This is a genomic window from Streptomyces sp. NPDC002623, from assembly GCF_053592635.1.
Genome location: NZ_JBSFWB010000020.1, coordinates 26,501 through 50,410 on the forward strand (window position 1 = coordinate 26,501; position 23,910 = coordinate 50,410).

At 72.6% G+C, this 23,910-nt stretch carries 20 protein-coding genes and 1 pseudogene; 11 read left to right on the forward strand and 10 right to left on the reverse strand.

The genetic code is table 11. The features are described 5' to 3' along the window. Positions 1 to 11: 11 nt before the first annotated feature. A pseudogene (locus ACWD4O_RS31070) lies at positions 12 to 1,595 on the forward strand (type I polyketide synthase); the annotation flags it as partial. A gap of 64 nt (positions 1,596 to 1,659) precedes the next feature. Here ACWD4O_RS31070 and ACWD4O_RS31075 read toward each other — a convergent pair. From ACWD4O_RS31075 to ACWD4O_RS31095, 5 genes are all read right to left on the reverse strand, one after another. After that, positions 1,660 to 2,451 (reverse strand): MBL fold metallo-hydrolase, encoded by a 792-nt coding sequence (locus ACWD4O_RS31075; RefSeq protein ID WP_451284906.1) that lies wholly within the window; start codon positions 2,449 to 2,451, stop codon positions 1,660 to 1,662. A gap of 62 nt (positions 2,452 to 2,513) precedes the next feature. Beyond that, the gene (locus ACWD4O_RS31080; protein WP_451284908.1) at positions 2,514 to 3,311 is read right to left on the reverse strand and encodes an alpha/beta hydrolase; all 798 of its coding nucleotides are present in this window, start codon (positions 3,309 to 3,311) and stop codon (positions 2,514 to 2,516) included. Between the two features lie 35 nt (positions 3,312 to 3,346). Next, positions 3,347 to 4,177, reverse strand: coding sequence for an alpha/beta fold hydrolase (locus tag ACWD4O_RS31085; protein WP_451284910.1), 831 nt, complete (start codon positions 4,175 to 4,177; stop codon positions 3,347 to 3,349). A gap of 27 nt (positions 4,178 to 4,204) precedes the next feature. Further along, entirely contained in the window at positions 4,205 to 5,029 is an 825-nt protein-coding gene (locus ACWD4O_RS31090; RefSeq protein WP_451284912.1) for an alpha/beta fold hydrolase, read from the reverse strand. A gap of 96 nt (positions 5,030 to 5,125) precedes the next feature. Then, positions 5,126 to 7,870, reverse strand: coding sequence for an AAA family ATPase (locus tag ACWD4O_RS31095; protein ID WP_451284914.1), 2,745 nt, complete (start codon positions 7,868 to 7,870; stop codon positions 5,126 to 5,128). Between the two features lie 138 nt (positions 7,871 to 8,008). Here ACWD4O_RS31095 and ACWD4O_RS31100 point away from each other — a divergent pair, with 138 nt between their 5' ends. The 3 genes from ACWD4O_RS31100 (at position 8,009) to ACWD4O_RS31110 (ending at position 9,447) form a co-directional block, all read left to right on the forward strand. Then, positions 8,009 to 8,503: a MarR family winged helix-turn-helix transcriptional regulator gene (locus ACWD4O_RS31100; RefSeq protein ID WP_451284916.1), complete on the forward strand. Its 495-nt coding sequence runs from the start codon at positions 8,009 to 8,011 to the stop codon at positions 8,501 to 8,503. A gap of 147 nt (positions 8,504 to 8,650) precedes the next feature. Continuing rightward, the gene (gene panD / locus ACWD4O_RS31105; RefSeq protein ID WP_451284918.1) at positions 8,651 to 9,070 is read left to right on the forward strand and encodes an aspartate 1-decarboxylase; all 420 of its coding nucleotides are present in this window, start codon (positions 8,651 to 8,653) and stop codon (positions 9,068 to 9,070) included. A 29-nt stretch (positions 9,071 to 9,099) separates the two neighbouring features. Then, positions 9,100 to 9,447, forward strand: a complete 348-nt coding sequence (locus ACWD4O_RS31110; RefSeq protein WP_451284919.1) for a GNAT family N-acetyltransferase — start codon at positions 9,100 to 9,102, stop codon at positions 9,445 to 9,447. A 422-nt stretch (positions 9,448 to 9,869) separates the two neighbouring features. Here the strand turns inward: ACWD4O_RS31110 and gndA are convergent, their stop codons facing one another. Then, complete coding sequence (gndA, locus tag ACWD4O_RS31115) at positions 9,870 to 11,309, reverse strand: NADP-dependent phosphogluconate dehydrogenase (protein ID WP_451284921.1); 1,440 nt, start codon at positions 11,307 to 11,309, stop codon at positions 9,870 to 9,872. A gap of 206 nt (positions 11,310 to 11,515) precedes the next feature. Between gndA and ACWD4O_RS31120 the strand changes: the two genes are divergently transcribed. Continuing rightward, the gene (locus ACWD4O_RS31120; protein WP_451284923.1) at positions 11,516 to 12,733 is read left to right on the forward strand and encodes a transglycosylase family protein; all 1,218 of its coding nucleotides are present in this window, start codon (positions 11,516 to 11,518) and stop codon (positions 12,731 to 12,733) included. Here the strand turns inward: ACWD4O_RS31120 and ACWD4O_RS31125 are convergent. Next, positions 12,723 to 13,934, reverse strand: a complete 1,212-nt coding sequence (locus ACWD4O_RS31125) for a DMT family transporter (RefSeq protein WP_451284924.1) — start codon at positions 13,932 to 13,934, stop codon at positions 12,723 to 12,725. The two genes, ACWD4O_RS31120 and ACWD4O_RS31125, sit on opposite strands and share 11 nt — an antisense overlap. Before the next feature lie 209 nt (positions 13,935 to 14,143). On the opposite strand from ACWD4O_RS31125, the gene ACWD4O_RS31130 reads away from it, so the two are divergent. The 5 genes from ACWD4O_RS31130 (at position 14,144) to ACWD4O_RS31150 (ending at position 20,490) form a co-directional block, all read left to right on the forward strand. Then, positions 14,144 to 14,923 carry a (2Fe-2S)-binding protein gene (locus ACWD4O_RS31130; RefSeq protein WP_451284926.1) on the forward strand — a complete coding sequence of 260 codons (780 nt, stop codon included), beginning with the start codon at positions 14,144 to 14,146 and terminating at the stop codon, positions 14,921 to 14,923. A 37-nt stretch (positions 14,924 to 14,960) separates the two neighbouring features. Continuing rightward, positions 14,961 to 16,124, forward strand: a complete 1,164-nt coding sequence (gene glgA / locus ACWD4O_RS31135) for a glycogen synthase (protein WP_451284928.1) — start codon at positions 14,961 to 14,963, stop codon at positions 16,122 to 16,124. A 53-nt stretch (positions 16,125 to 16,177) separates the two neighbouring features. Continuing rightward, positions 16,178 to 17,398 carry a glucose-1-phosphate adenylyltransferase gene (gene glgC, locus ACWD4O_RS31140; RefSeq protein ID WP_451284929.1) on the forward strand — a complete coding sequence of 407 codons (1,221 nt, stop codon included), beginning with the start codon at positions 16,178 to 16,180 and terminating at the stop codon, positions 17,396 to 17,398. Positions 17,399 to 17,500: 102 nt separating this feature from the next. Then, positions 17,501 to 18,877 (forward strand): wax ester/triacylglycerol synthase family O-acyltransferase, encoded by a 1,377-nt coding sequence (locus ACWD4O_RS31145; protein ID WP_451284930.1) that lies wholly within the window; start codon positions 17,501 to 17,503, stop codon positions 18,875 to 18,877. A gap of 104 nt (positions 18,878 to 18,981) precedes the next feature. Then, positions 18,982 to 20,490, forward strand: a complete 1,509-nt coding sequence (locus ACWD4O_RS31150) for an SDR family NAD(P)-dependent oxidoreductase (protein ID WP_451284932.1) — start codon at positions 18,982 to 18,984, stop codon at positions 20,488 to 20,490. Positions 20,491 to 20,499: 9 nt separating this feature from the next. Here the strand turns inward: ACWD4O_RS31150 and ACWD4O_RS31155 are convergent, their stop codons facing one another. Then, positions 20,500 to 21,258: an SDR family oxidoreductase gene (locus ACWD4O_RS31155; protein WP_451284934.1), complete on the reverse strand. Its 759-nt coding sequence runs from the start codon at positions 21,256 to 21,258 to the stop codon at positions 20,500 to 20,502. Positions 21,259 to 21,283: 25 nt separating this feature from the next. Beyond that, the gene (locus tag ACWD4O_RS31160; RefSeq protein WP_451284935.1) at positions 21,284 to 21,733 is read right to left on the reverse strand and encodes a hypothetical protein; all 450 of its coding nucleotides are present in this window, start codon (positions 21,731 to 21,733) and stop codon (positions 21,284 to 21,286) included. Between the two features lie 457 nt (positions 21,734 to 22,190). On the opposite strand from ACWD4O_RS31160, the gene ACWD4O_RS31165 reads away from it, so the two are divergent. Continuing rightward, positions 22,191 to 22,364: a hypothetical protein gene (locus ACWD4O_RS31165; protein WP_451284937.1), complete on the forward strand. Its 174-nt coding sequence runs from the start codon at positions 22,191 to 22,193 to the stop codon at positions 22,362 to 22,364. Between the two features lie 99 nt (positions 22,365 to 22,463). Here ACWD4O_RS31165 and ACWD4O_RS31170 read toward each other — a convergent pair whose 3' ends face one another. Further along, complete coding sequence (locus tag ACWD4O_RS31170) at positions 22,464 to 23,807, reverse strand: amidase (protein WP_451284939.1); 1,344 nt, start codon at positions 23,805 to 23,807, stop codon at positions 22,464 to 22,466. Between the last annotated feature and the right edge of the window lie 103 nt (positions 23,808 to 23,910).

Sequence of the window (23,910 nt, forward strand, 5' to 3'; positions counted from 1 at the left end):
CCTCCGGCACGCTCGTGCTGGTCACCGAGGGCGCGGTCGGCGCCGAGCCGGGGGAGCGGGTCGGCGGCCTCGCCCAAGCGGGCGTGTGGGGCCTCGTGCGGTCGGCGCAGACCGAGAGCCCCGGCCGGTTCGGGCTGATCGACGTGGACGCCGAGCCGGTGCCGTGGGACGCGGTGGCGGAACTGGTCACCCTGGAGCCGCAGTTGGCGGTCCGCAAGGGCCGGGTGCTGGTGCCCCGACTGGTCCGGGCCGAGGTCGGCAGCGGCGCCGCCCCACCGGCGGCGTTCGGCGCCGGGACGGTGCTCGTCACCGGCGGCACCGGCATGCTCGGCGGCGTCGTGGCACGGCACCTGGTGAGAGCCCACGGCGTGCGGCGGCTGCTGCTCGTCAGCCGCGCCGGGGCCGGTTCCGCCCGGGGCGTGGACCTGGCGGCCGAGCTGACCGGGATGGGCGCCGAGGTCGTCCTGGCCGCCTGCGACACGGCCGACCGGGCCGCGCTGTCCCGGCTGCTCGCCGACATCCCGGCCGAGACCCCGCTGACCGGGGTCGTGCACGCGGCGGGCGTGGTCGACGACGGCGTCCTGACCGATCTGACCCCGCAGCGCCTCGACACCGTGCTGGGCCCCAAGATGGTCGCCGCCTGGAACCTGCACGAACTGACCCGCGACCTCGACCTGTCGGCGTTCGTGCTGTTCTCCTCGATGTCCGGCCTGATCGGCCCGGCGGGCCAGGCCAACTACGCGGCCGGCAACGCCTACCTGGACTCCCTCGCACAGTACCGGCGGGCCCAGGGGCTGGCCGGGGTCTCGCTGGCCTGGGGCATGTGGGCCGAACGCAGCACGATGACCGAGCAGCTCTCCGATGTGGACCTGGCCCGGCTGGGCCGGCTCGGGGTGAGCCTGTTCTCGTCGGAGCAGGGCCTCGCCCTGCTGGACGCCGCGCTGGGCCTCGAAGAGCCGGTGCTGGTCCCCGTCACCCTGGACCTCGCCTCGACGCGCGCCCAGTCGGACGTGCCCCCGATCCTGCGCCGACTCGCCGGCCGCACCGTCGTACGCCGCACCCCGCGTTCGGCGTCGAGCCGCTCGGGCCCGGTCCTCGACCGACTGGCCGGCCTGCCGGAGGACCGGCGCTTCGACGTGCTGCTCGACCTGGTGAGCACCCAGATGGCGGAGGTCCTGGACTACCCGACGGGACGCGCGATCGAACCCGACCGCGCGTTCTCCGAGCTGGGGGTCGACTCGGTGTCCGCCGTGGAGTTCCGCAACCGCCTCAGCGCCGAGACCGGCCTCCGACTCGCCCAGACGCTGGTCTTCGACCACCCGACGGCGTCCGCCGTCACCCGTGAGCTGATCCGGGAACTCGCGGCCCGAGCACCGGCCCCGACCGGCTCGGTGCTCACCGAACTCGCCCGCGTCGAGTCCGCCCTGACCCTGTCCTCGGTCACCGGCCCGGACGGCGACGAGGTCACCGACCGCATAGAGAGCCTCCTGGCGAAGGTACGCGCGTACCGCGACTCCACCGACCACCCCGAACCGAGACTCGACGTCACGGCGGCGACCGACGAGGAGCTCTTCCAGTTCCTGGACGGCAGCTGACGTGGCACGGGCCACCGTGCCCGGAGCGGACAGCCGCATACGCCGGTCGGCGTCGCCGTCGCCGTCACACGCTGACGTCGACGCCCGTTCCGGCGGGCAGCCAGCGGAAGCGGTCCCGGATGTCGGCGGGGGCCGCGGCCAGCTGCCGTTCGACGGCTTCGCGGTTCTCGTGGAAGTGGTGCCAGCCCTCGTAGTGGAGGGGGAGGACGGTTCGCGGGGTGAGCAGACTGCACAGCTCCACGGCCTGAGCGGCCGTCATCGTGTACCGGATCGGGCCCGTCAGCGGGAAGCGCACGCCGCCCATGTGCAACAGGGCGGTCCCCACGTCGAGGCGGCGGGCAAGGTGTCGTACGCCGTCGTGCAGGACGGTGTCTCCGGAGATCCACAGCACGCCGTGCTGTTGTCCCTTCCAGTGGAGTGCGAAGCCGGTGACGTCCCCGGTGATCGGCCGGGACAGCGGCGGTCCGTGGCGGGCGGGGGTCGCGGTGACGTCGATCGTCGTGCGACCCGGGGCCTGGAGGCGCGTGGCCGTCCAGGGCGTCAGGCCGCGGGCGTTGCCGCCGAGGCGTCGTGCTCCGGACGGCGTGGTGAGCACGGTGTCCACGGTCGGCAGCAGGGCGCGCCCGGCCGTGTCCAGGTTGTCGCCGTGGTGGTCGTGGCTGAGCAGGACGGCGTCGACCGGCGGCAGGTCCGCGACGGAGAGGGCGGGGCCGGACACCTTGCGGGAGGACGTGCCCCAGCCGAACGAGTAGCGGCGCCCCGGCGGATCGAACGTCGGGTCGGTCAGCAGCCGCCAGCCGCCGACCTCGATCAGTGCGGTCGGACCGCCGATGTGGGTGACGCGGACGTCGGTCATGCCGTGATCCCTTCCGGTGGCCCGGGACGGCGGATACGACCGTCCCGGGCGTGCTGGTACGCCTAGCGGGCGTGCGACAAGGCCCACGACAGCGCGTGGTCCGCGATCTCTTCCCAGCCCGGCGAGGCCGGCATCAGGTGCGGCTGCCCCGGATACACCTTGACCTCGGTGACGGTGTTCGACCTGTAGTGCTGGGCGTTGGACTGCTGGACCTTGGGCGGCATGAGGTGGTCCAGCTCGCCGGAGAGGAACAGCAGCGGTGCCCGGTCGTCGTTGTGGTAGTTCACCCAGATGTCCTGGTGGCCGGGCTGGAGGTTGGCCAGCACGCTGTTCCACAGGATGCGGCCCGACGCGGGAATCGCGTAACGCTCGTAGAGCGCCCGGGACTCGTCCTCGGGAAACGTGTTGGTGAAGGCGTAATGCCACTGCTCAGGGGTGAGGCCGACCGCCTTGTGGTGGTTGGCGGGGTTCTTGAGCACGGGGAAGGTCGCCTTCACCTGGCTCAGCGGGGTCACCTTCACGCCCTCGGTGGGCGCGGAGTTGACGGCCACTCCGGCCGCGCCGAAGCCGTGGTCGAGCAGGACCTGGGTGAACGCGCCGCCCGCGGAGTGACCGATCAGGACGGGCGGTCTGTCGAGCCCGCGGACGACGTTCGCCAGGCTCTCCAAAATCTGCGGGGCGGTCACCTTCTCGATCGGGGTCGGGTCGGCGTTCAGGGACTCGACCTCTGCCTCGAAGCCGGGGTAGGCGGGCGCGAGCACGCGGTAGCCCTGCTTCTCGTAGTGGTCGATCCAGTGCTCCCAGCTGCGCGGAGTCACCCAGAAGCCGTGGATCAGGACGATGGTGTCCGGTGCGCTCATCGGTGTTCCTTCCGACGTCAATGACGTCAATGACGTCAGCGGGTGGCGCGGTGGGCGGCCAGGATCTGGCGGACCACGATGTCGGGGTGCGACATCATCACGACGTGGGAAGAGCCCCTCACCTCGACGGTCGTGCTCCCGGCGCGCTCGGCCATGAAGCGCTGCACCGCGGCCGGGATGACGTTGTCGGCGGTGGGGATCACATACCAGGACGGCAGGCTCCGCCAGGCCGGGACGCCGCTGCCGGACGCCAACCCGCCCACACTGCCCGGGCGTTGGGCGGCCGCCATGAGCCGCGTCACGGAGGCCGGCAGATCCTGGGCGAAGACCTCGTGGAACTTCGCCTGGTCGATGTAGCCGTCGGTGCCGGTCGTGCCGTCGGGCAGCGGGAACGGGCGGGTCACCAGCGCGTCCTTCAGCCTGCTGCCGGGGAACATGTCGGCGAGCTGCAACGCGCTCTCGCCCTCGTCGGGCGCGAAGGCACCGACGTACACCAGTGCCTTGACCTGGGGGCGGCCGCGTCCGGCGTTGGTGATGACCTCGCCGCCGTAGGAGTGGCCGACCAGGATGACCGGGCCGGGGATCGTGTCGACGACGCTGGAGACGTATGCCGAGTCGCCCGCCAGGTCGCGCAGCGGGTTCGCCGGGGCGACGACCGGGAATCCGGCCTTCAGCAGCCGGGCGACGACGTCGTTCCAGCCGGAGGCGTCGGCGAACACGCCGTGGACGAGCACGACCGTCGGTTTTGCGCCGCCGCCCGCGCGGGCGGCGGCGGAAGCGGGGGCAGGGGCGGCGCCGAGCGTGACCGCTCCCGCCGCGAGCAGCCCGCCGAGCACTCGGCGGCGGGGCTGACCTTCGGGAATCATGTGGTGGTTCCTTCTGTGGTCAGGAGTTCAGGAGTTGAGGAAGTCCAGCAGGTCGGCGCCGAGCTGTTCCTTGTGCGTGTCCGTGATGCCGTGCGGCGCGCCCGGGTAGACCTTCAGCGTCGCGTTCTTGATGCGGGCCGCCGACGCCTCGCCGCCCACGTGGAAGGGCACGACCTGGTCGTCGTCGCCGTGGATGACCAGCGTGGGCACGTCGAAGGCGTCCAGGTCGGCGCGGAAGTCGGTGGCCGAGAAGCCCGCGATGCACTCGTAGGCGCCCCGGTGTCCGGCCTGCAGGCTCTGGCGCCAGAAAGCGTCCCGGATGCCCTGGGACACCTCGGCGCCGGGCCGGTTGTTGCCGAAGAACGGGCCGTCGGCCAGATCGCGGTACAGCTGTGAGCGGTCGGCGAGCGACCCGGCGCGGATCGCGTCGAACGCCTCGACCGGTACACCGCCGGGATTGTCGTCGGTCTTGAGCATGAACGGCGGCACGGCGGAGACCAGCACGAGCTGCGCGATGCGGGCGGTGCCGTGCCGTCCGACGTAGCGGGCGACCTCCCCGCCGCCCGTGGAGAAGCCGACGAGCGTCGCGTCGCGCAGGTCGAGCGTGTCGATGAGGGTGGCGAGGTCGTCGGCGTAGGTGTTCATCTCGTTGCCGTGCCAGGTCTGGGAGGACCGGCCGTGCCCACGACGGTCGTGGGCGACGGCGCGGAAGCCGTTCGCGGCGAGGAACAGCTGCTGTGCCTCCCAGCTGTCGGAGTTCAGCGGCCAGCCGTGGCTGAGCACGACCGGCCGGCCCGTGCCCCAGTCCTTGTAGAAGATCTGTGCTCCGTCGCTTGCGGTGACATAGGGCATGGACTGCTCCCGTCTCACAGGGTCTGTTCGGTCGCCCCAGCCTCGGCCAGGACGGTCGGTGCTCGAATCCCGTGAAGCGCGTAGGCGTGGCCGCAGTCAGTCCTCGAACACGTGGCGGAGTTGGCGCCGGGACGTCACGTCGAGCTTCCGGAAGACCTTCCGCAGGTGGTAGTCGACGGTGCTGGCGCTGATGTACAGCTGGGCCGCGATCTCGGCGTTGGTGGCGGCGCCCTTGGCGAGCCGGGCGATCTGGAGTTCCTGCGGGGTGAGCGTGCTCGTCGTCCCGGCCGTCCCGCGCCGGGGGTGCGCCCCGGTGGCGGCGAGCTCCTTGGCGGCGCGCGCCGCGTATCCTGTGGCCCGCATGGCGTCGAACATCGAGACGGCCGTGCGCAGGTGCTCGCGGGCGTCCTTGCGCCGCTTGCGGCGGCGCAGCCACTCGCCGTACAGCAGGTGGGCGACGGCGAGATCGGCGCGGGCTCTCGTGCCCGACAGGAGGGTGATCGCCTCGTCGTACAGCGGCTCGGCGTCGTCGACGGCCGCGAGCAGGGCGCTCGAGCGGGCCAGCAGGCCCAGGGCCCAGGGCGTGCCGGAGGCCGTGGCCCGGGAGGCCAGGGTGGCCAGCGCGGTCGTGGCCAGGACCCGGTCGCCGCAGCGTACGGCGGCCTCGACAAGGTAGGGGAGCAGCCGGGAGTGCACCGCGAGCACGTCCTGTTCGATCAGTTCGTGTGCGACGGTGCGGGCCTCGGCGTAGTCGCCGCGGCTCAGGGCCAGCACCACCATGCCGATGCGGGCGATGGACTCGACCGCCCCGCTGCCGAGCCAGGCGCCGGCCTCCAGCGACCCGCGCAGCACGGCGTCCAGGTCGTCGCGTTCGCCGTGCCAGGCCAGCAGTTCGGGATGCCGGTAGATGGCCCACACGTCGTCGTTCGCGCCGATCGCCGCGCGAATCTGGTGGCCCTCGGTCAACAGGTCGTCGGCGGCCGCCAGTTCGCCGAGATTGGTCTTGGACATCGTGGCGCAGTACAGCGCGGAGTCCAGCTGCCAGAGGGAGCCGGTCCGCCGGGCCACGTCGGCCGCCCGCCCGATGACAGCGGTGTGCGTCCGCTCATCCCAAAGGATCATCGACAGGGTGACGGCGGGCAGATAGGCGCGCAGCACCTCCTCCTCAGGGGTGTCCGGGTCCAGCACCATGGCGCAGGCCCGCCGCAGGTGCGGTACGGCCTGTTCGTAGCCGTCGGTGGCCAGGACCGCGAAGCCGCGCAGCACGAGGTCGACGCCGGTCGCCGCACCGGTGCGCGGCACGAGTGTCTCCACGGCCCGGGCGATCTCGGCCGGCGTCGTGTCCCGGATGAGGTGCTCCGCGGTGATCACGCGGTCGATCGCCCGCAAGAGCGCCTCACGGGCCAGGTCCGGAGCGCCGTCGGAGAGGAACCGGGCGGCGCGCACGCACAGCGCCGGCGCCTGCGCGAACGAATCCGCGCGGCCCAGCGCGATGCCCGTGTTCGCCCGGACGAGCAGTGCCCGGCCCTGGCCGACCTCCCCGAGCAGTTCCCCGTCGATCCCGTCCAGCAGCGACTCCGCCTGCAGCGGCGCCCCGGACCGCAGCGCCGCCTCGGCCGCCGCCAGCAGGCGCCCCACTCGTACGTCGCTCTCGGGCGTCAGCTCGGCTGCCCGGGTCAGGAAGGTGGCGCGTGCGGCGTAGCCGCCCCGCGCGCCCGCCCGGTCGGCCACGCGTTCCACCTCCGCGGCGACGGCGGCATCGGTCCCGATCGCGGCCGCGGCGAGATGCCAGGCCCGCCGGTCGGCGTCGGCGGGGCGGTCGGTGACCTGGGCCAGCGCGTGGTGCGCCCGCCTTCGCTCGACGCTGGTGGCGCCGCTGTACACCGCCGACCGCACCAGCGGATGGCGGAACTGCGCGGCGGCGTGCAGCACCACCAGACGCGCGGTCTCGGCCGGGCCGGAGGCCTCCGCGTCGATCCCGAGCCGGCCTGCCGCGCTCGTGAGGTACCTCAGGTCGCCGCCCGGCTCGGCGGCGGCGAGCAGCAGCCAGGTCTGCGTCGGCTCCGGCAGCTCACGGACCTGCTCGAGGTAGTGCGCCTCCAGCCTGCCGCCCACGGGCAGCGGTTCGGGCAGGGCGAGCCCTCCGGAGAGCTGGTCGGCGGACAGTTCCTGGCCCAGGTCGGCCAGTGCCAGCGGATTCCCGGCCGTGGCGGCCACGATCCGCGACGCGACCCGGGCGTCGAGCTGTCCGGGGACGGCCTCCCGCAGCAGTTCCAGAGCGAACTCTTCCTCCAGCCCGGCGACTTCGGTGCAGGGAATGCCCGCAGGCGCGTCGAAACCGGTCCGAGCGGCGAACAGCAGACCGACGCCGTCGGCGTGCACCCGCCGACCGACGAAGGCGAGCACGCCCAAGGACTCCTTGTCGAGCCACTGGACATCGTCGACGCAGGCCAGCACAGGTCGTTGCGTCGCGGCCTCCGCAAGCAGACTGAGCGTCGCGAGCCCCACCAGGAACTGATCGGCGGCCGGGCCGTCGGCCAGCCCACAGGCCACCCGCAGCGCCGCGCGCTGGGCCGCGGGCAGCGCGCCGGGCTCCTTGAGGCCGTCCAGGAACGGCAGGAGCAGACGGTGCAGCGCGGCGAACGGGAACCCGGACTCCGCCTCCACCCCCGCCACCCGCAGGACGCGCAGGTCGGCGGCCTCCGCGGCCGCATGATCCAGCAGGACGGTCTTGCCGATCCCGGCGTCACCGCGCAGGACGACGACACCGCTCAACCGCTCGCGCAGGTCCGCAACCAGTCGACTGAGGGCTTCACGTTCCCTGACCCGCCCCTTGAGCATCACGCCGACAGTCCGTTCACTGCCACGGTCAGAGCCCTCTTGCGTAACCTGCCCCCCACGACAACCCCTCCCGGGTCGCTCGGCATTCGACTATCTTGATAGTCGAGAGATGTTTAGCTTGATTGTCGTGTTACTTGAATGTCAAGGGAACCAGTGGAGTCCGTCGAAGAACTGCGCGCCCGGCTCGGCGAGGAGGCGCAGGCGTATCAGGCCGCGTTCGACGCTGTGGACGAGGCCGCCGCCTCACTCCTCGGTGTCAACCGCACCGACCTGCGCTGCCTGGAGATCCTGGTCGGGCAGGACAGCGTGCCCCCGAGCCGGCTCGGCGCCGCGCTGGGCCTCACCACCGGCAGCGTCACCGCGATGCTCGACCGCATGGAACGCCTGGGCTATCTGACCCGCACCCCGGACCCGGACGACCGTCGCAGGACCCAGATCCGCATCACCCCCGAAGCCGCCCGCCTGGCCTGGGAGATCTACGGGCCCATCGCCGAGGAGGGCGCCGCCGAGATCGCCGCCTACACCGGCGACGAACTCGCCGCGATCATGAACTACCTGCGCCGCAGCCGGGCTCTCCAGGACCGCCACCGCATCCGCATCGCAGCCATGCCCCCGGCTACCGGCCGCAGGTGACCTGGGGGGAGAGCTGCAGGTGAGGAGCCTGCCCGCGGCTGTGTGTCGATTTTCATAGACATCTTTGGGTCCAGGCGTGTCATTGTGCGGTGAAGAGTGCCTCTGACCTGCAGAAAGCGGGCGGAGAGCCGTCTTCCGGGAGTCCAGATGCTGCGCACCATGTTCAAGTCCAAGATCCACCGCGCCACCGTCACCCAGGCCGACCTGCACTACGTGGGATCGGTGACCATCGATGCCGACCTGTTGGACGCCGCCGATCTGCTGCCCGGCGAGCTCGTCCACATCGTCGACATCACCAACGGGGCACGGCTGGAGACGTACGTCATCGAGGGCCAGCGGGGGTCGGGGGTGGTCGGGATCAACGGAGCCGCCGCCCATCTCGTCCACCCCGGCGATCTGGTGATCATCATCAGTTACGCTCAGGTGACCGATGCCGAGGCGCGGGTGCTGGAGCCACGGGTCGTGCACGTGGACCGCGACAACCGGATCGTGTCCCTCGGGGCCGACCCGTCGCAGCCGGTACCGGGCTCCGACCAGGAGCGCAGCCCGCACGCGGTGTCGGTCTGACCGAAGCAGCCTTCGCACCGGGAGTGCCCATGAGCGACATCGAGATCCGCGACGACCGGGCGGCGGGCCGCCTCGAAGCCGTCGGCGACGGCGGCGAAGTCGTGGGCCGCATCGAGTACTTCGTCCTGGAGTCGCCCGGGCGCGCGCTGGTCCCGGTGCACACCATCGTCGAGCCCGCCCACGAGGGCAAGGGCATCGCGGGGTCGCTGGCGCGCGAGCTGTACGCCGTCTCCGAGCGCGAGGGCGTCCCCGTGGCGCCCCTGTGCCCGTACGTCGTGAAGTGGGCCGCACGCCATCCCGACGAGGCCCCCGCGGCCGACCCCGAGCTGCTGGCCGCGGCCAAGGACTGGCTGCGCGGGCACCCCGGCCGGTTCTGACCGACGCGGCCTGCGGCACGTCGGCCACCCGGGTGAGTGGCCGCGGCCGCCCCGGGTACGCGGGGGAGTAGTCCAGAGCCAAGCGTGACAACTGGCCGGAGGACACCATGACCGACCCACTCCCCACCCCGCCCCCGGTCCCCCCGGACCCCTTCCCCACCCCGGTACCCGCCCCGGAGCCGTCCCCCGCCCCGGAACCGACCACACCCCCACGACCGGGCCCGCCCCCGGACCCGTCCCCCTCCCCGATCCCCCCGGGCCCGGAACCGACCCCCGCCCCGGAACCGGGCCCACCCCTGACCTGACCGTCGACGATCCCCGACACCCCCAGGGGCGCACACCCAAGGGGCGCGGGGAACTGCGCGAGCAACCCCCGCCCACGCGCACCCGCGCCCCCACAGAACCGCCCGACCCACTGGGCGCTACGCGGAGACCTCCGACCGATCCCCGCCCCACAGCGTGTGGAAGGACCCCTCCCGGTCCACCCGCCGATACGTGTGCGCGCCGAAGAAGTCCCGCTGCCCCTGCGTGAGCGCCGCAGGCAACCGCTCCGCACGCAGCGCGTCGTAGTACGCGAGCGCCGCCGCGAAGCCGGGCGTGGGCACCCCCTGGAGCGTCGCCGACACCAGCACCTCACGCCACGGGTCCTGCGCCGCCGCGATCTCCGAGGCGAACGTCGCGTCCGACAGCAGGCTCGGCAGGTCGGCCCGGGCGTCGTACGCGGCGCGGATCCGGTCCAGGAAGGCCGCGCGGATGATGCAGCCGCCGCGCCAGATCGCGGAGACCGCACCGAGGTCGATGTCCCAGCCGTACTCCTGGCTGCCCGCGGCGATCTCGTGGAAGCCCTGGGTGTACGACACGATCTTCGAGGCGTACAGCGCCTGCTCCACCCGGTCGGCGAAGGCCTGCGCCTCCGCCGCGCCCAGCGCAGACGCCTTCGGCCCCGCCAGGCCGCGCGAGGCCTCGCGCAGCGCCGCGTGCCCCGACAGCGACCGCGCGAAGACGGCCTCGGCGATGCCCGAGACCGGCACGCCCAGGTCCAGCGCGATCTGGACCGTCCAGCGGCCGGTGCCCTTCTGCTCCGCCTGGTCCACGACGACGTCCACGAAGGGCCGGCCCGTGGCCGCGTCCACATGGGACAGCACCTCGGCCGTGATCTCGATCAGGTAGGAGTCGAGGCGTCCGGTGTTCCAGGTGCGGAAGATGTCCGCGATCTGCGCCGGCTCGTACCCGGCGACGTCGCGCAGCAACTGGTAGGCCTCGCCGATGAGTTGCATGTCGGCGTACTCGATGCCGTTGTGGACCATCTTCACGAAGTGGCCGGCGCCGTCCGGGCCGACGTGGGTGACGCAGGGCGAGCCGTCCGCCGCCTTGGCGGAGATCTTCTCCAGCATCGGGCCCAGTGAGTCGTACGACTCACGCGGCCCGCCCGGCATGATGCTCGGCCCGTGCAGCGCGCCCTCCTCGCCGCCGGAGACACCCATGCCGACGAAGTGGATGCCCTGCTCGCGCAGCGCGGCCTCCCGGCGGCGGGTGTCCGCGAAGTGCGCGTTGCCACCGTCGATGATCATGTCACCGGGTTCGAGGAGCGGGGCGAACTCCTCGATCACCGCGTCGGTCGGCCCACCGGCCTTCACCATGATCACCAGTCGGCGGGGGCGCTCCAGCGCCGCGACGAAGTCCTTGGCGGTCTCGGCCGCCACGAACGCGCCCTCGTGCCCGAACTCCTCCACCAGGGCGTGGGTCTTCGCCGCCGTGCGGTTGTGCAGGGCGACCGTGTAGCCGTTGCGAGCGAAGTTGCGGGCGAGGTTGCGGCCCATGACCGCGAGGCCCGTGACGCCGATCTGGGCTGAAGTGCTCATACGGTTGGCTCCTCCAAAGGTGTGCCCGTCGGTACGGTCCATACGGCACCGTCCCTGAGGACCATCTTGACGGGTTTCGCGAGCGGTTTCCCGACGGGGTCTCCCCGTGCTCCCGGCGGAGCCCACGCGGCCGGTTGTGGTCTTGTCATGGCCTGTTCGCAGCTCGTACTTTTGCTGCTCCTGACGCATGTCGATGGGGGATCTCCATGGCCGTACGCGGCCGGCACCGCCGGTATCAGCCGAACAGGATCAACCGCGCCTCACTCACCGTCACGGCGGGCGGCGCCGGCATGGCGATACCGCTGATCGGCACCGGAGTCGCCCAGGCGGCCGACGTGGACACCTGGAACAAGGTCGCCGCGTGCGAGTCGACCAACGACTGGAACATCAACAGCGGCAACGGCTTCTACGGCGGACTGCAGTTCACCCAGTCCACCTGGGAGGCGTACGGCGGCACGCGGTACGCGCCCCGTGCGGATCTGGCCACCAAGGACCAGCAGATCGCCGTGGCCGAGAAGGTGCTGGACGGACAGGGCCCCGGCGCCTGGCCGCTGTGCTCGGAGCGGGCCGGGCTGACCCGGGGCGGCGACGCGCCCGACGTTCACCCGAACGGCACAGCCTCGAAGGCGGCCGACAAGTCCGCCAAGACGTCGAAGACAGCGAAGACGTCCCTGGACGACGTACGGCCCCAGAGCACGCCCCAGTCCCGGGCCGGCACCGCGGAGGTGTACACGGTCGTCCACGGCGACACCCTCTCCGGCATCGCCGACACCGAGGAGGTCAAGGGCGGCTGGCAGGGGCTGTACGCGGCCAACCGGACGGTCGTAGGGGCCGACCCGGACCTGATCCTCCCCGGCCAGCGGCTCAGCCTCCAGGAGACGGCGCAGCAGAAGACCTCGCCGAAGACCTCCCCCAAGACCTCCTCGGGTGCCAAGGAGAGCAAGAAAGAGACCAAGAAGGAGAGCAAGCCGGCCAAGAGCTCCAAGACCAAGGAGACCGACGGCAAGGCGACGACCGGCCATTCCCTGGTCGCGCCGGTCACCGCCGCCACCGGAACGCCGTACCACGCGAGCGGCTCGTCCTGGTCGAAGGGCTACCACACCGGCGTCGACTTCCCGGTGCCCACCGGAACGTCCGTGAAGGCGGTCTCGGCGGGCGAGGTGGTCAGCGCGGGCTGGGGCGGCTCCTTCGGCTACCAGGTGGTCGTCCGGCATGCCGACGGCCGCTACTCGCAGTACGCCCATCTCTCGGCGATCTCGGTACGGGACGGTCAGTCGGTGAGCGGCGGCCAGCGCATCGGCCGGTCCGGCTCCACGGGCAACAGCACGGGCCCGCATCTGCACTTCGAGGTGCGGACGGGGCCCGGTTTCGGTACGGACGTCGACCCGGTGGCCTATCTCAGGGCCGGCGGCGTCAGGATTTGACGCGCACCCGGTGCCGGTCGGGGGCCGGCGCCGGGACGTACAGGCCACCGGGGAAGGTGTGGTGGAGGAGGAGAACCGGAGGTTCGTCCTCCGCCGGCATGTCGACGGGGACCGACTCACCGGCTTGGGCCGGCACCAGTGGCTGCGCTCCCTGCGCCGACACCGGCAGGTTCGCCTGCTCCTCCAAGGCATCCTCCAAGGCCTCTTCCAAGGCCTCCTCCAACGTGTCTTCCAGAGCCTCCTCCAGCGCCTTCCCGAGCGCCTCTTCCCGGCGCGGCTGCTGCGGAAGGCCCGTCGACGGGGTCCGGTCGTCGGGGTCCGGCGTCAGCGCCGGGGCGGCCTGGGCAGCCGGAAGCCCGGCCACTGGGGATCCGCTTTGAAGACGCTCTGTCGTCAGCAGGATCAGTCCGCCCGCCGCCACCACGCCGCAGCTCAGCGCGAGCGCGGTGCCGGTCGTGCCGTAGCGGAAGGTCTCGCCGAACATCGTGATGCCGACGGCGGCCGCCACCACCGGGTTGACCACGGTCAGCGTCGCCAGCGGGGCCGCGAGGCCCGCACCGCGGTAGGCGGCCTGCGACAGCAGCATGCCGGCCGTGGCCAGCACCCCGATCACGGCCAGGGACGGGAGGTCGGCGGCCGAGACGCCGCCGGTCCAGTCGACGGCGACGGTCTTGGTGAACACCGACGACATGCCGAACGCGATGCCCGACGCGGTCGCCAGCAGCATGCTGCGGACCGCCGGGTGCCGATGCGCGGCCCGCGCGGCGATCATCAGGGCCACGACCGCGCCGGCGGTGACCACGGCCACCGTCACCCGCTGCGGCGTGCTCAGGGACTGCGCGTCGGACGCCCCGACCAGGGACAGCAGACCGGCGAGACCGACCGTCGCCATGATCGCGCCCCGCCAGGCCGTCGCCCCGGCCTTGCGGCCGACGAACAGCGCGGCCATCGGCAGCGCGAACACGATGGTCAGCGCACCCAGCGGCTGGACCAGACTGAGCGGGCCATAGGCCAGCGCCACCACGTGGAGAATGCCGCCGAGGCCGTTCAACGCCACCGCGCCCCACCAGCTCAGCCGACGCAGCGGCGCGTACTCCTCGCCCGGCGAGGACTCCGCGACCCGCTCCTGCACGATCGCCCCGCCGGCGTACGCCACGGCGGAGACGAGCGACAGGACCACGGACAACGCGAGGGCGCTCATGAGCTGCTCCTCTGCGTGAGGCGGGGGCGCGGGGCCCGGCGCGGCGAACGGCTGGCTCTCATAACCAACACGATGCCTTGTGGATCTGTTCCCGTCGTCGTCCCTGAGCACGCAATGAGTCCTACTACCGATGGAGTACGAAGCCTCCGCTGTCCTCCCTCAGGCGGGTGACGTACCGGGGATCCCCCTGAGCGCGACCCCTACCGACCTTGGTACTACTGCACCTCGTGGACCTCGACCCGCAACTCGCCGCGCTCCGCCCGCTCGGCGGCTTCTTCGCCCTGCGCACCTCACTACCCGGCTCAGGAGAGCCGCCCCGGCCCCTGCCGACCCTGGCGCAGGCCTACGGGGAGATCCCTGACGGCGCGGCAGCGGACGTCCACGCGGATCCCCTGACCTTCCGGGTCCGCAAGGTGAACCGGACCCTGCGCGCCCCCGAGGACCGCATCGGCGCCTCCGTGGCGCAGCAGGGGCTCGCGGCCCGGCTGTGGTCGGTCACGCTGGGCTGCGCCGTCCTGTACGGGTCGATCCCCGACCTCTCCCCGAGGCTGCTGCGCTGGGACCCGGACGCCGGCGCCCCGGACGACCTGTGGCTGACCCAGGTGCGGCCGAGGCCCGCGGACGCGGCGACCGTGGCCGCGACCGTCCTCGACGGCCACCTCGAACCCCTCTCCGCCGCCCTGCGCGTCCGCCACTCCGTCGCGCCGGGCCTGCTGCGCGGCAACGCCGCCTCCGCGCTGGCCTCGACCGCCCGTCTGCTGGACCGGTGGGCGCACGCCCGGCGCCGCCCCGACGTCGCCGCACACGCGCGTGCCCTCACCGGCGAACTCCTCGCCCACCCGCTCCTCGCGGACACCGGCGCCCTGACCGGCACCGCGTTCCGCCGCCGCAGCTGCTGTCTCTACTACCGGGTGCCGGACGGCGGTGTCTGCGGCGACTGTTGCTTCACACGACCCCCGCGCTCTTCCCCACACGCCCCGTCTGGGTGACCATGAAGGGAGCCGACCGCTGAGATGGGGGTTCCGGGTGCGAGTGGGACTGCTGACCCGGGAGTATCCCCCGGACGTGTACGGCGGAGCGGGCGTCCATGTCGAGTTCCTCGCCCGGGAGTTGAGGCAGCTCATCGACCTCGAGGTGCACTGCTGGGGCGAGGTCTCGGGCGCGGACCGGGCGGTCGGCGTCCAGCGTCACCGCCCCTGGTCCGCGCTCGACGGCGCCAACGACGCGCTGCGCACCTTCTCCGTGGACCTCGCCATGGCGGCCGCCCTCGAAGGCCGCGAACTCGTCCACTCCCACACCTGGTACGCCAACCTCGCCGGACATCTCGCGAAACAGCTGTACGGCGTCCCGCATGTCGTCACCGCGCACTCGCTGGAGCCCCTGCGGCCCTGGAAGGCCGAGCAACTCGGCGGCGGCTACGCCCTGTCGAGCTGGGCCGAGCGGACCGCGGTGGAGGCGGCCGACGCGGTGATCGCCGTCTCCGGCGCGATGCGCGAGGACATCCTGACCTGCTATCCGTCGCTCGCCCCGGGCCGGGTCCACGTCGTGCACAACGGCATCGACACCGCCCTCTACCGCCCCGACCACGGCACCGACGCCCTCGCCCGGATCGGGCTCGACCCGGACCGTCCGTTCGTGCTGTTCGTCGGCCGCATCACCCGGCAGAAGGGGGTGCCCCATCTGCTGCGCGCGGTCCGGGACATCGACCCCGCGGCGCAGGTGGTGCTGTGCGCGGGCGCGCCCGACACCCCGGAGATCGACCGGGAGTTCCGTGACCTCTTCGCGGAGCTGAGCGGCGCCCGCGACGGCGTGCACTGGATCCCGAAGATGCTGCCGCGCCCCGAGGTGATCCAACTCCTGACGCACGCGGCGGTGTTCGTCTGCCCGTCGGTGTACGAGCCCCTCGGCATCGTCAACCTGGAGGCGATGGCGTGCGGCACGCCCGTCGTGGCCTCCCGGGTGGGCGGGATCCCGGAGGTCGTCGAGGACGGCGTGACCGGCACGCTGGTCACCGTCGACGACGATTTCGAGGCGGGCCTCGGCCGCGCGCTGGACGCGCTGCTCGGCGATCCGGAGGCGGGACGCCGGATGGGAGAGGCCGGCCGGGCCCGCGCGGTGGACGAGTTCGGCTGGGACGCGGTGGCCCGGCGGACGGTGCGGCTGTACGAGGAGATCCTCAAACAGGCGTAGAGGGCCCCGTGCCTGGGCAGCCATGGGTATCCAACAGGGTGAGGGGAGCGGCCATGCGTCGTGGTGGACCTTCGGTGCTCGGGATCGTGCTGGCCGGCGGCGAGGGCAAACGCCTGATGCCCCTCACGGCGGACCGCGCCAAACCGGCGGTCACCTTCGGCGGCACGTACCGGCTCGTCGACTTCGTGCTGTCCAACCTGGTCAACGCCGACATCCTGCGCATCTGCGTGCTGACGCAGTACAAGTCGCACTCGCTGGACCGGCACATCACCACCACCTGGCGGATGTCGAGTCTGCTCGGCAACTACGTCACACCGGTCCCGGCCCAGCAGCGGCTCGGCCCGCGCTGGTACCTCGGCAGCGCCGACGCCATCCTGCAGTCGCTGAACCTGATCTACGACGAGCGGCCCGAGTACGTGGCCGTGTTCGGCGCCGACCACGTCTACCGCATGGACCCGCGCCAGATGCTCACCCAGCACATCGACAGCGGCGCGGGCGTCACGGTGGCCGGGATCCGGGTCCCGCGCGGCGAGTCCTCGTCCTTCGGGGTGATCACTCCCGGCTCGGACGGCCAGACGGTCGAGGGCTTCCTGGAGAAGCCCGCCGACCCGCCGGGGCTGGCGGACGACCCGGCGTCCGTGTTCGCCTCGATGGGCAACTACATCTTCACCACCAAGGCGCTCATCGAGGCGCTCCAGCGGGACGCCGAGGACGAGACCTCCGTCCACGACATGGGCGGCTCGATCCTGCCTCAGCTCACCCAGCGCGGCGAGGCCCAGCTGTACGACTTCCGCGACGGCCATGTGCCCGGCGAGACCAGCCGCGACCAGGGGTACTGGCGGGACGTCGGCACGCTCGACGCGTACTACGACGCCCATATGGACCTGATCGCCGAGCGCCCCGCCTTCAATCTCTACAACCGCAGCTGGCCGATCTACACCCACTCGGGCCAGCTCTCCCCGGCCCGTTTCAGCGCGGGCGGCATCGCCGGTGAGTCGATCATCAGTTCGGGGTGTCTGATCCGCGGTCAGGTCACCCGGTCCGTGCTGTCCCCGGGGGTCGTGGTCGATCCGGGGGCGGTCGTGCAGGGGTCGATCCTGCACGACAACGTGCGCATCGGGCGGGGTGCGGTCGTGCGCGGGGCGGTCCTGGACAAGAACGTCGAGGTCCCTCCGGGTGCGACCATCGGCGTGAACCCGGAGCGGGACACGGAGCTCTACACGGTGTCCAAGGGCGGCGTGATCGCCCTGGGCAAGGGTCAGCAGGTGTCCTGAACTTAATGCGCTGTTAACTGTGCGTAGCATGATCGTACTTGACCGTAATCGCCCGGCGCGATTGACTGCTTGCCTCACCCTTCGTCGACGCGAGGCAAGTCCTTGACTGCTGATGATCTGCTGGCACCTCTCGACCTGGCGTTCTGGAACCTCGAGTCGGCCGAGCACCCCATGCACCTGGGCGCGCTCGGCGTCTTCACGGCGGACTCGCCCACCGCGGGCGCCCACGCCGCCGACCTGCTCGCCGCCCGCGCGGCCGCCGTCCCCGGGCTGCGCATGCGCATCCGCGACGTGTGGCGGCCGTTCGACTCCGCCCAGCCGTTCGACCTGCGCCGTCCGTTCGACCTGCGGCTGCCGCTCGCCTTCGGCGGCGCGACCCGGGAGCCGGACCCCGAGTTCGACCCCCTCCACCACGTCACGCTGCACGCGCCCACCGCCGACTTCCAGGCCGACGCCGGCCTGCTCATGCAGCGGCCCCTGGAGCGCGGCCGCCCGCCGTGGGAGGCGCATGTGCTGCCGGGCGAGGACGGCGCGTCCTTCGCCGTGCTCTTCAAGTTCCACCACGCCCTCGCCGACGGACTGCGCGCCCTGACGCTGGCCGCGGCCGTCCTCGATCCGCTGGACCTGCCCGCGCCCCGGCCCCGCCCCGCCGAGCCGCCCCGCGGGCGCCTCCCCGACGTCCGCAGACTGCCCGACCTGCTGCGCGGGGCCGTCTCCGACGTGGGCCGCGCGCTCGACATCGGCGCCTCCGTCGCCGTGCACACCCTGGGCATGCGCCCCAGCCCCGCCCTCACCGCCCGCTCCAGCGGCACCCGCCGCACCGCGGGCGTGGTCATCGACCTCGACGATGTGCACCGGATCCGCAAGGTCGCCGGCGGCACCGTCAACGACGTGCTGATCGCCGTGGTCGCCGGCGCCCTGCGCCGCTGGCTCGACGAACGCGGCGACGGCAGCGACGGCGTCGTGCCGCGCGCCCTCATCCCCGTCTCCAAGCGCCGCCCGCGCACCGCCCACCCGCAGGGCAACCGGCTCTCCGGGTATCTGGCCCGGCTCCCCGTCGACGACCCGGACCCGCTGAGCCGGCTGGCCACGGTCCGCACCGCCATGGACCGCAACAAGGACGCGGGACCGGGCCGGGGCGCCGGGGCCGTCGCCCTGCTCGCCGACCATGTCCCGGCCCTCGGCCACCGGCTCGGCGGCCCGCTGGCCGGGCAGGCCGCCCGGCTCTGGTTCGACATCCTCGTCACCAGCGTCCCGCTGCCCAGCCTCGGCCTGAAGCTCGGCGGGAACCCGGTCACCGAGGTCTTCCCGTACGCCCCGCTCGCCCGCGGGCAGGCCCTCGCCGTCGCCGTCTCGACCTACCGCGGCCAGGTCCACTACGGGCTCGTCGCCGACGCCGAGGCCGTTCCCGATCTCGACCGGTTCGCGCGCGCCCTGACCGCCGAGGTGGAGACGCTCATCACGGCCTGCGGCTCTTGACGGGAACGGGTTTGGAGGAGAGGCCCGGCGCTCCGTAAAATTCCCTGTTCGTAGGGCGGGCGCGGTCGGAGCGCCACCCGGGTCAGCAGGGAAGCGGCAGCGCGATGACGGTGACAGAGGACGGCTCGGCGACGATCACCGAGGAGGCCGTGGACGAGGGTCTGTACGGCCCCGGCATCGACCCGGAGCGGCTCGCCGTCTGCCTCGCGGTGCTGGACGAGCTCGACAAGCTGGACGTCGACCACCCCGACGCGATCACCGTGCGCCGGGCCACCGCAGGCGTCTACCGCACCGTCAAGCAGCGCCGCCGCCAGGAGCGCCGGGCCGCCAAGACCGCCCATGACAAGGCGGTCACCGAGGCCACCGCCACCGGCTCCGCCCAGCGCATCGACGACGAGACCGAGGGCATCCTGCCGTCCTCCGTCACGGAGGAGGGCAAGATCGCGGGGATACTCCAGCGCCCGCGCTCCTGCTACACCTGCAAGGCCCGGTACGTGGAAGTCGACTACTTCTACCACCAGCTCTGTCCCGACTGCGCCGACCTGAACCGCACCAAGCGCGACGTCCGCGCCGACCTCGCGGGCAAGCGGGCACTGCTCACCGGCGGCCGCGCCAAGATCGGCATGTACATCGCGCTGCGGCTGCTGCGCGACGGCGCGCACACCACGATCACGACCCGGTTCCCGAAGGACGCCATCCGCCGCTTCAAGGCGATGGACGACTCGGCCGACTGGATCCACCGCCTGGAGGTCGTCGGCATCGACCTGCGCGACCCGGCGCAGGCCGTGGCCCTCGCCGACCAGGTCGCCGAGGCCGGCCCGCTCGACATCCTCATCAACAACGCGACGCAGACCGTGCGCCGGCTGCCTTCCGCCTACGCCGCCCTGGTCGGCGGCGAGAGCGCGCCGCTGCCCGCCGGCGAGCTGCCCGCCCACCACGTCATCGGCGCCTTCGGCTCCGGCGCGGTCGACGGCCTCGCCGCGCTGCCCGCCGGCATCAGCGGCATGGACGCACAGCAGGTCGCCGACCTCGCCCTGGTCGCGGGCAACGCGAGCGTCGCCCGGCACCTCGACGGCACCGCCATCGACGCGGGCGGTCTGGTGCCGGACGTCGTCGACACCAACACCTGGGTGCAGACCATCGAGCAGATCTCCCCGGTGGAACTCCTCGAGACCCAGCTGTGCAACTACACGGCGCCGTTCATCCTGATCAGCAAGTTGCGCCCGGCCATGTCCGAGGCCGCGAAGCGGGCGGCGAGCGGGCGGGCGTACGTCGTGAACGTCTCGGCTATGGAGGGCGTCTTCGGGCGCGGCTACAAGGGTGCGGGGCATCCGAACACGAACGCGGCGAAGGCCGCGATGAACATGGTCACGCGCACCAGCGCGCAGGAGATGTTCCAGGCCGACGGGATCCTGATGACCTCCGTCGACACGGGCTGGATCACCGACGAGCGTCCCCACTACGACAAGCTGCGGCTCGCGGAGGAGGGGTTCCACGCGCCGCTCGACCTCGTCGACGGGGCGGCCCGGGTGTACGACCCCGTGGTGCGCGGTGAGGCGGGCGAGGACGTGTACGGGGTCTTCCTGAAGGACTACGCGCCCGGGAAGTGGTAGCCCGCCCCTTCAGGCCGGTGGACGCGCCGCTCTTACATTCGTGCCGCCGTCCACCAGCAGGTCGGCCCCGGTGATCCACTCCGCGGCGTCCGAGCACAGCCACAGCACCGCCCTCGCCACGTCCTCGGGCTCGCCTATGCGGCCCAGCGGCAGGGTCGGCGCGATCTCCGGCTCTCTCGGCTCCCACATGAAGCGGGCCATCTCGGTGCGTACGAGGCCGGGGGAGACGGAGTTGACCCGTACCCCCGGGCCCAGCTCGCCCGCCAGCTGCCGGGTGAGGTGGCGCAGGGCCGCCTTGCTGGTGCCGTAGGCGCCCACGGACGGGCCGACGTGGGTCGCGCCCTCCGTGCAGACGTTGACCACCGCCCCGCCGTGCTCCCGCATCCAGCCGCGCCACGCGCACTGCACGAGCCGTAGCGGCGCCTCGACGTTCACCGTGAACGTCCGGCGCCAGACGACGGGATCGGCGTCCATCAGCGGGCCGTACGGCTGGTTGGACGCGGCGTTGTTGACCAGTACGTCGAGCCGGCCGAACGTCCGCAGGCACAGCTCCGTCAGCTCCTCGGGGAGCCCGGGGTCCGTGATGTCGCCCGCGAGGCCGATCCCGCCCAGCTCCGCGGCCGCACGGCGCACCTCGTCGGCGTCGCGCGCGCTCACGCACACCTGCGCCCCGGCGTCCGCGAGGGCCCGCGCCACCGCCCGGCCGATGCCCCGGGTGGCGCCGGTCACGACGGCAGCCCTACCGCTCAACCCGTACGACGACGTCATCGGCGCACGGTCTCACGGCCCACCCTCAATCGACAGCCCCGAGACGTGAGTTCCGCGCCGCCACCAGTTCCAGCACCGTGCGCCAGTCCTCCAGCACCCCCGCGTCGAATCCGGCGACCCGGCCGTCCTCGTCGGCCTGACGCAGGCTGAAGAGATCGTCGTCGGCGGGAGCCTCGTGCCAGGGGTGGAGGCCTATGAGGCGGGAGACACGGGCGCCGAGCAGGGGCCGTACGGCGTCGGCGGCGCGCTCCGAACGGACGCCGGCGTCGGTGGGGCACAGGAGCCGGCCGATGGGGTGGACCAGCCCGGTGAGCTGGAGTTCCTTGTCGGCGGGGCGACTTCGGCGCAGCAGTGCCGCCGTCTGCAGCGCGTGATCGTGCAGATCGACGCCGACGACACCGCCGTCCGGGGCGTCCGACACGCCCCGGCAGGCGTACAGCAGGTCCATCAGCTCCTCGACGCTGCGCAGCTCCATGCGTCTGTCCTTCCGCGAGACAGCCGTTGCCGGACGCCACCAGATCATGTCCGGCTTGCGACCGGACGAACGGCACTTGAACGGCGCGACGGACCGGCAGGCGCGTTCGCCGGTGTAGGCCGGACGGGTGAACTCAAAGGGTGCGAATGTGACGGAAGGAGTTCAATTCACTTGCGAGGACATGCGGGTGACGCGCCATGGTTACCCCAAATTTTCAGCCCTATCGAGCGGCACCCCGCTCATTTGGTTAGTCTGTGTCGGACGGACAGCACGACGGAGTGCCACCCACACCCACCGTCCGTCTGGGACAAGCCGGTTCACAACGGCCAGCCCTCCTGGGAGTCACCGGCGCCACAGTGTCGCCACCGACTCCAGCCAGACCCGAGGGAGCGTCGAGCGCCGGATCGCAGACCGACCGGCACGCCCCGAGGGTGACCCGACACATAAGGAGTGCGCGGTGACACCGGAGAAGACGAATCGCGAGCAACGTCCCAAGGAACGCCCGGAGCAGGCCGGCCGCAGGCCCGGTGAGATCGGCAGCCTGGACGTGTGGGCCCGCTCCGCCCCGATCCGCCTCGCGGGCTACGAGGACGACCTCGCCGAGGACCACATCCTGCCCAGCGTGGACTGACCCGCTCGCGACCGCCCACCGCATGGGCGTGCGCCGCATCCGGCACGCCCATGCCGAGCGCTTCCGTCGTCTTCCCCCCGCCCCTCGCTTCCCCGTACCTCAGTCGAGCGGCGCCGTCCGCCGCCACGGCCGCAGGCTCTCCAACTGCTCCGCCAGCCGCAGCAGTTCGCCCTCCGTCCCCGGCCGGCCCACCAGCTGCACAGCGGTGGGAGCGCCCGACGGCAGCGTGCCGAAGGGGACCGCCATCGCGGGCCGGCCGGTCAGGTTCCACGGCGGGGTCAGCGGCGAGTAGTTCGTGTTCACCAGGACGTTGCGCAGCCAGCCCCGCTCGTGCCACGGCGCCGACTTCGGCGACCGCCGCGCGAGCGCCGGTGTGAGCAGCACGTCGTACTCCGCGAAGAACGGCTCCAGCCGGCGACGCAGCGTCTCCCGCCCCGAGCCGTCGCGCACCCCGGCCAGGAAGCGCCGGCCGAGGGCCGCGTGCACCCGGGTGCGCCGGGTCAGCAGCCGTGCGTCGAGGCTCGCGGCGTCCACCGCGGTGCCGGCCGTCCAGTGCGCGAGCGAGGTGACGCCCAGCGACAGCGGATACGGCGGGTCCGCCCGCTCCACGTGATGTCCCGCCCGGACCAGTACCCCGGCCGCCTCCCGTGCCGCGTCCGTGTACGGCCTGCTCACCGTGGTTCCGGCCAGCGGACTGCGCACCGACACCGCGATCCTCAGCGCGCCGGGCTCCTCGGCCGCCGTCACGTCGGCGCCGGCGAGGACCGACAGCATCAGCCGCGCGTCCTCGACCGTCGTCGCCAGCGGACCGTTCTCCGACATCCCGAACCAGTCGCCGTCCCCGATCCCGGCCGGCACCACCCCGTGACCCGGCTTGATCGTCACCAGGCCGCAGTTGGCCGCCGGTATCCGCAGCGACCCCATGCCGTCGTTGCCCAGCGCGATCGGCGTCATCGCGGCGGCGACCGCGGCCGCGCTGCCGCCGGACGAGCCGCCGGCCGTGCGGGAGGTGTCCCACGGGTTGCGGGCGGTGCCGTGGACGCCCTCCGTGGTGCCGAAGACGCACAGCTCCGGCACATTGGTCAGCCCCACGACCACGGCGCCGGCCGCCCGCAGCCGGGCCACGGTGACATGGTCGGCGTCGGCCGGGGTGTCCGGGGTCGCGGCCGAGCCGACCCGCGTCGACTCGCCCCGCACGCCGAGGTTGTCCTTGACCGCCACCGGCACCCCGGCCAGCGGCAGTTCGGCCAGGTCGCCGCGGGCGGCCACCGCGTCGGCCTCGGCGAGCGCCGCCTCGGCGCGCACCACCCGGAACGCGCCGATCCGGCCGTCCAGGCGCTCGATCCGCGCGAGATGCTCGGCCACCACCTCGCGCGGCGTGACTTCCTTCTCCCGAACGGCGGCGGCGATCTCGACGGCGGTCCGGCCGACCCAGCTGGTCACGGCGGCTCCTCGGTCCTACTGGTGAGTATGTGAGGAGAACTGTGCCCCGCCTCCACGCCCCGCGTCGAGAGCCCGCCGCCGTCCTGGCCGCCCGCCCGTCACT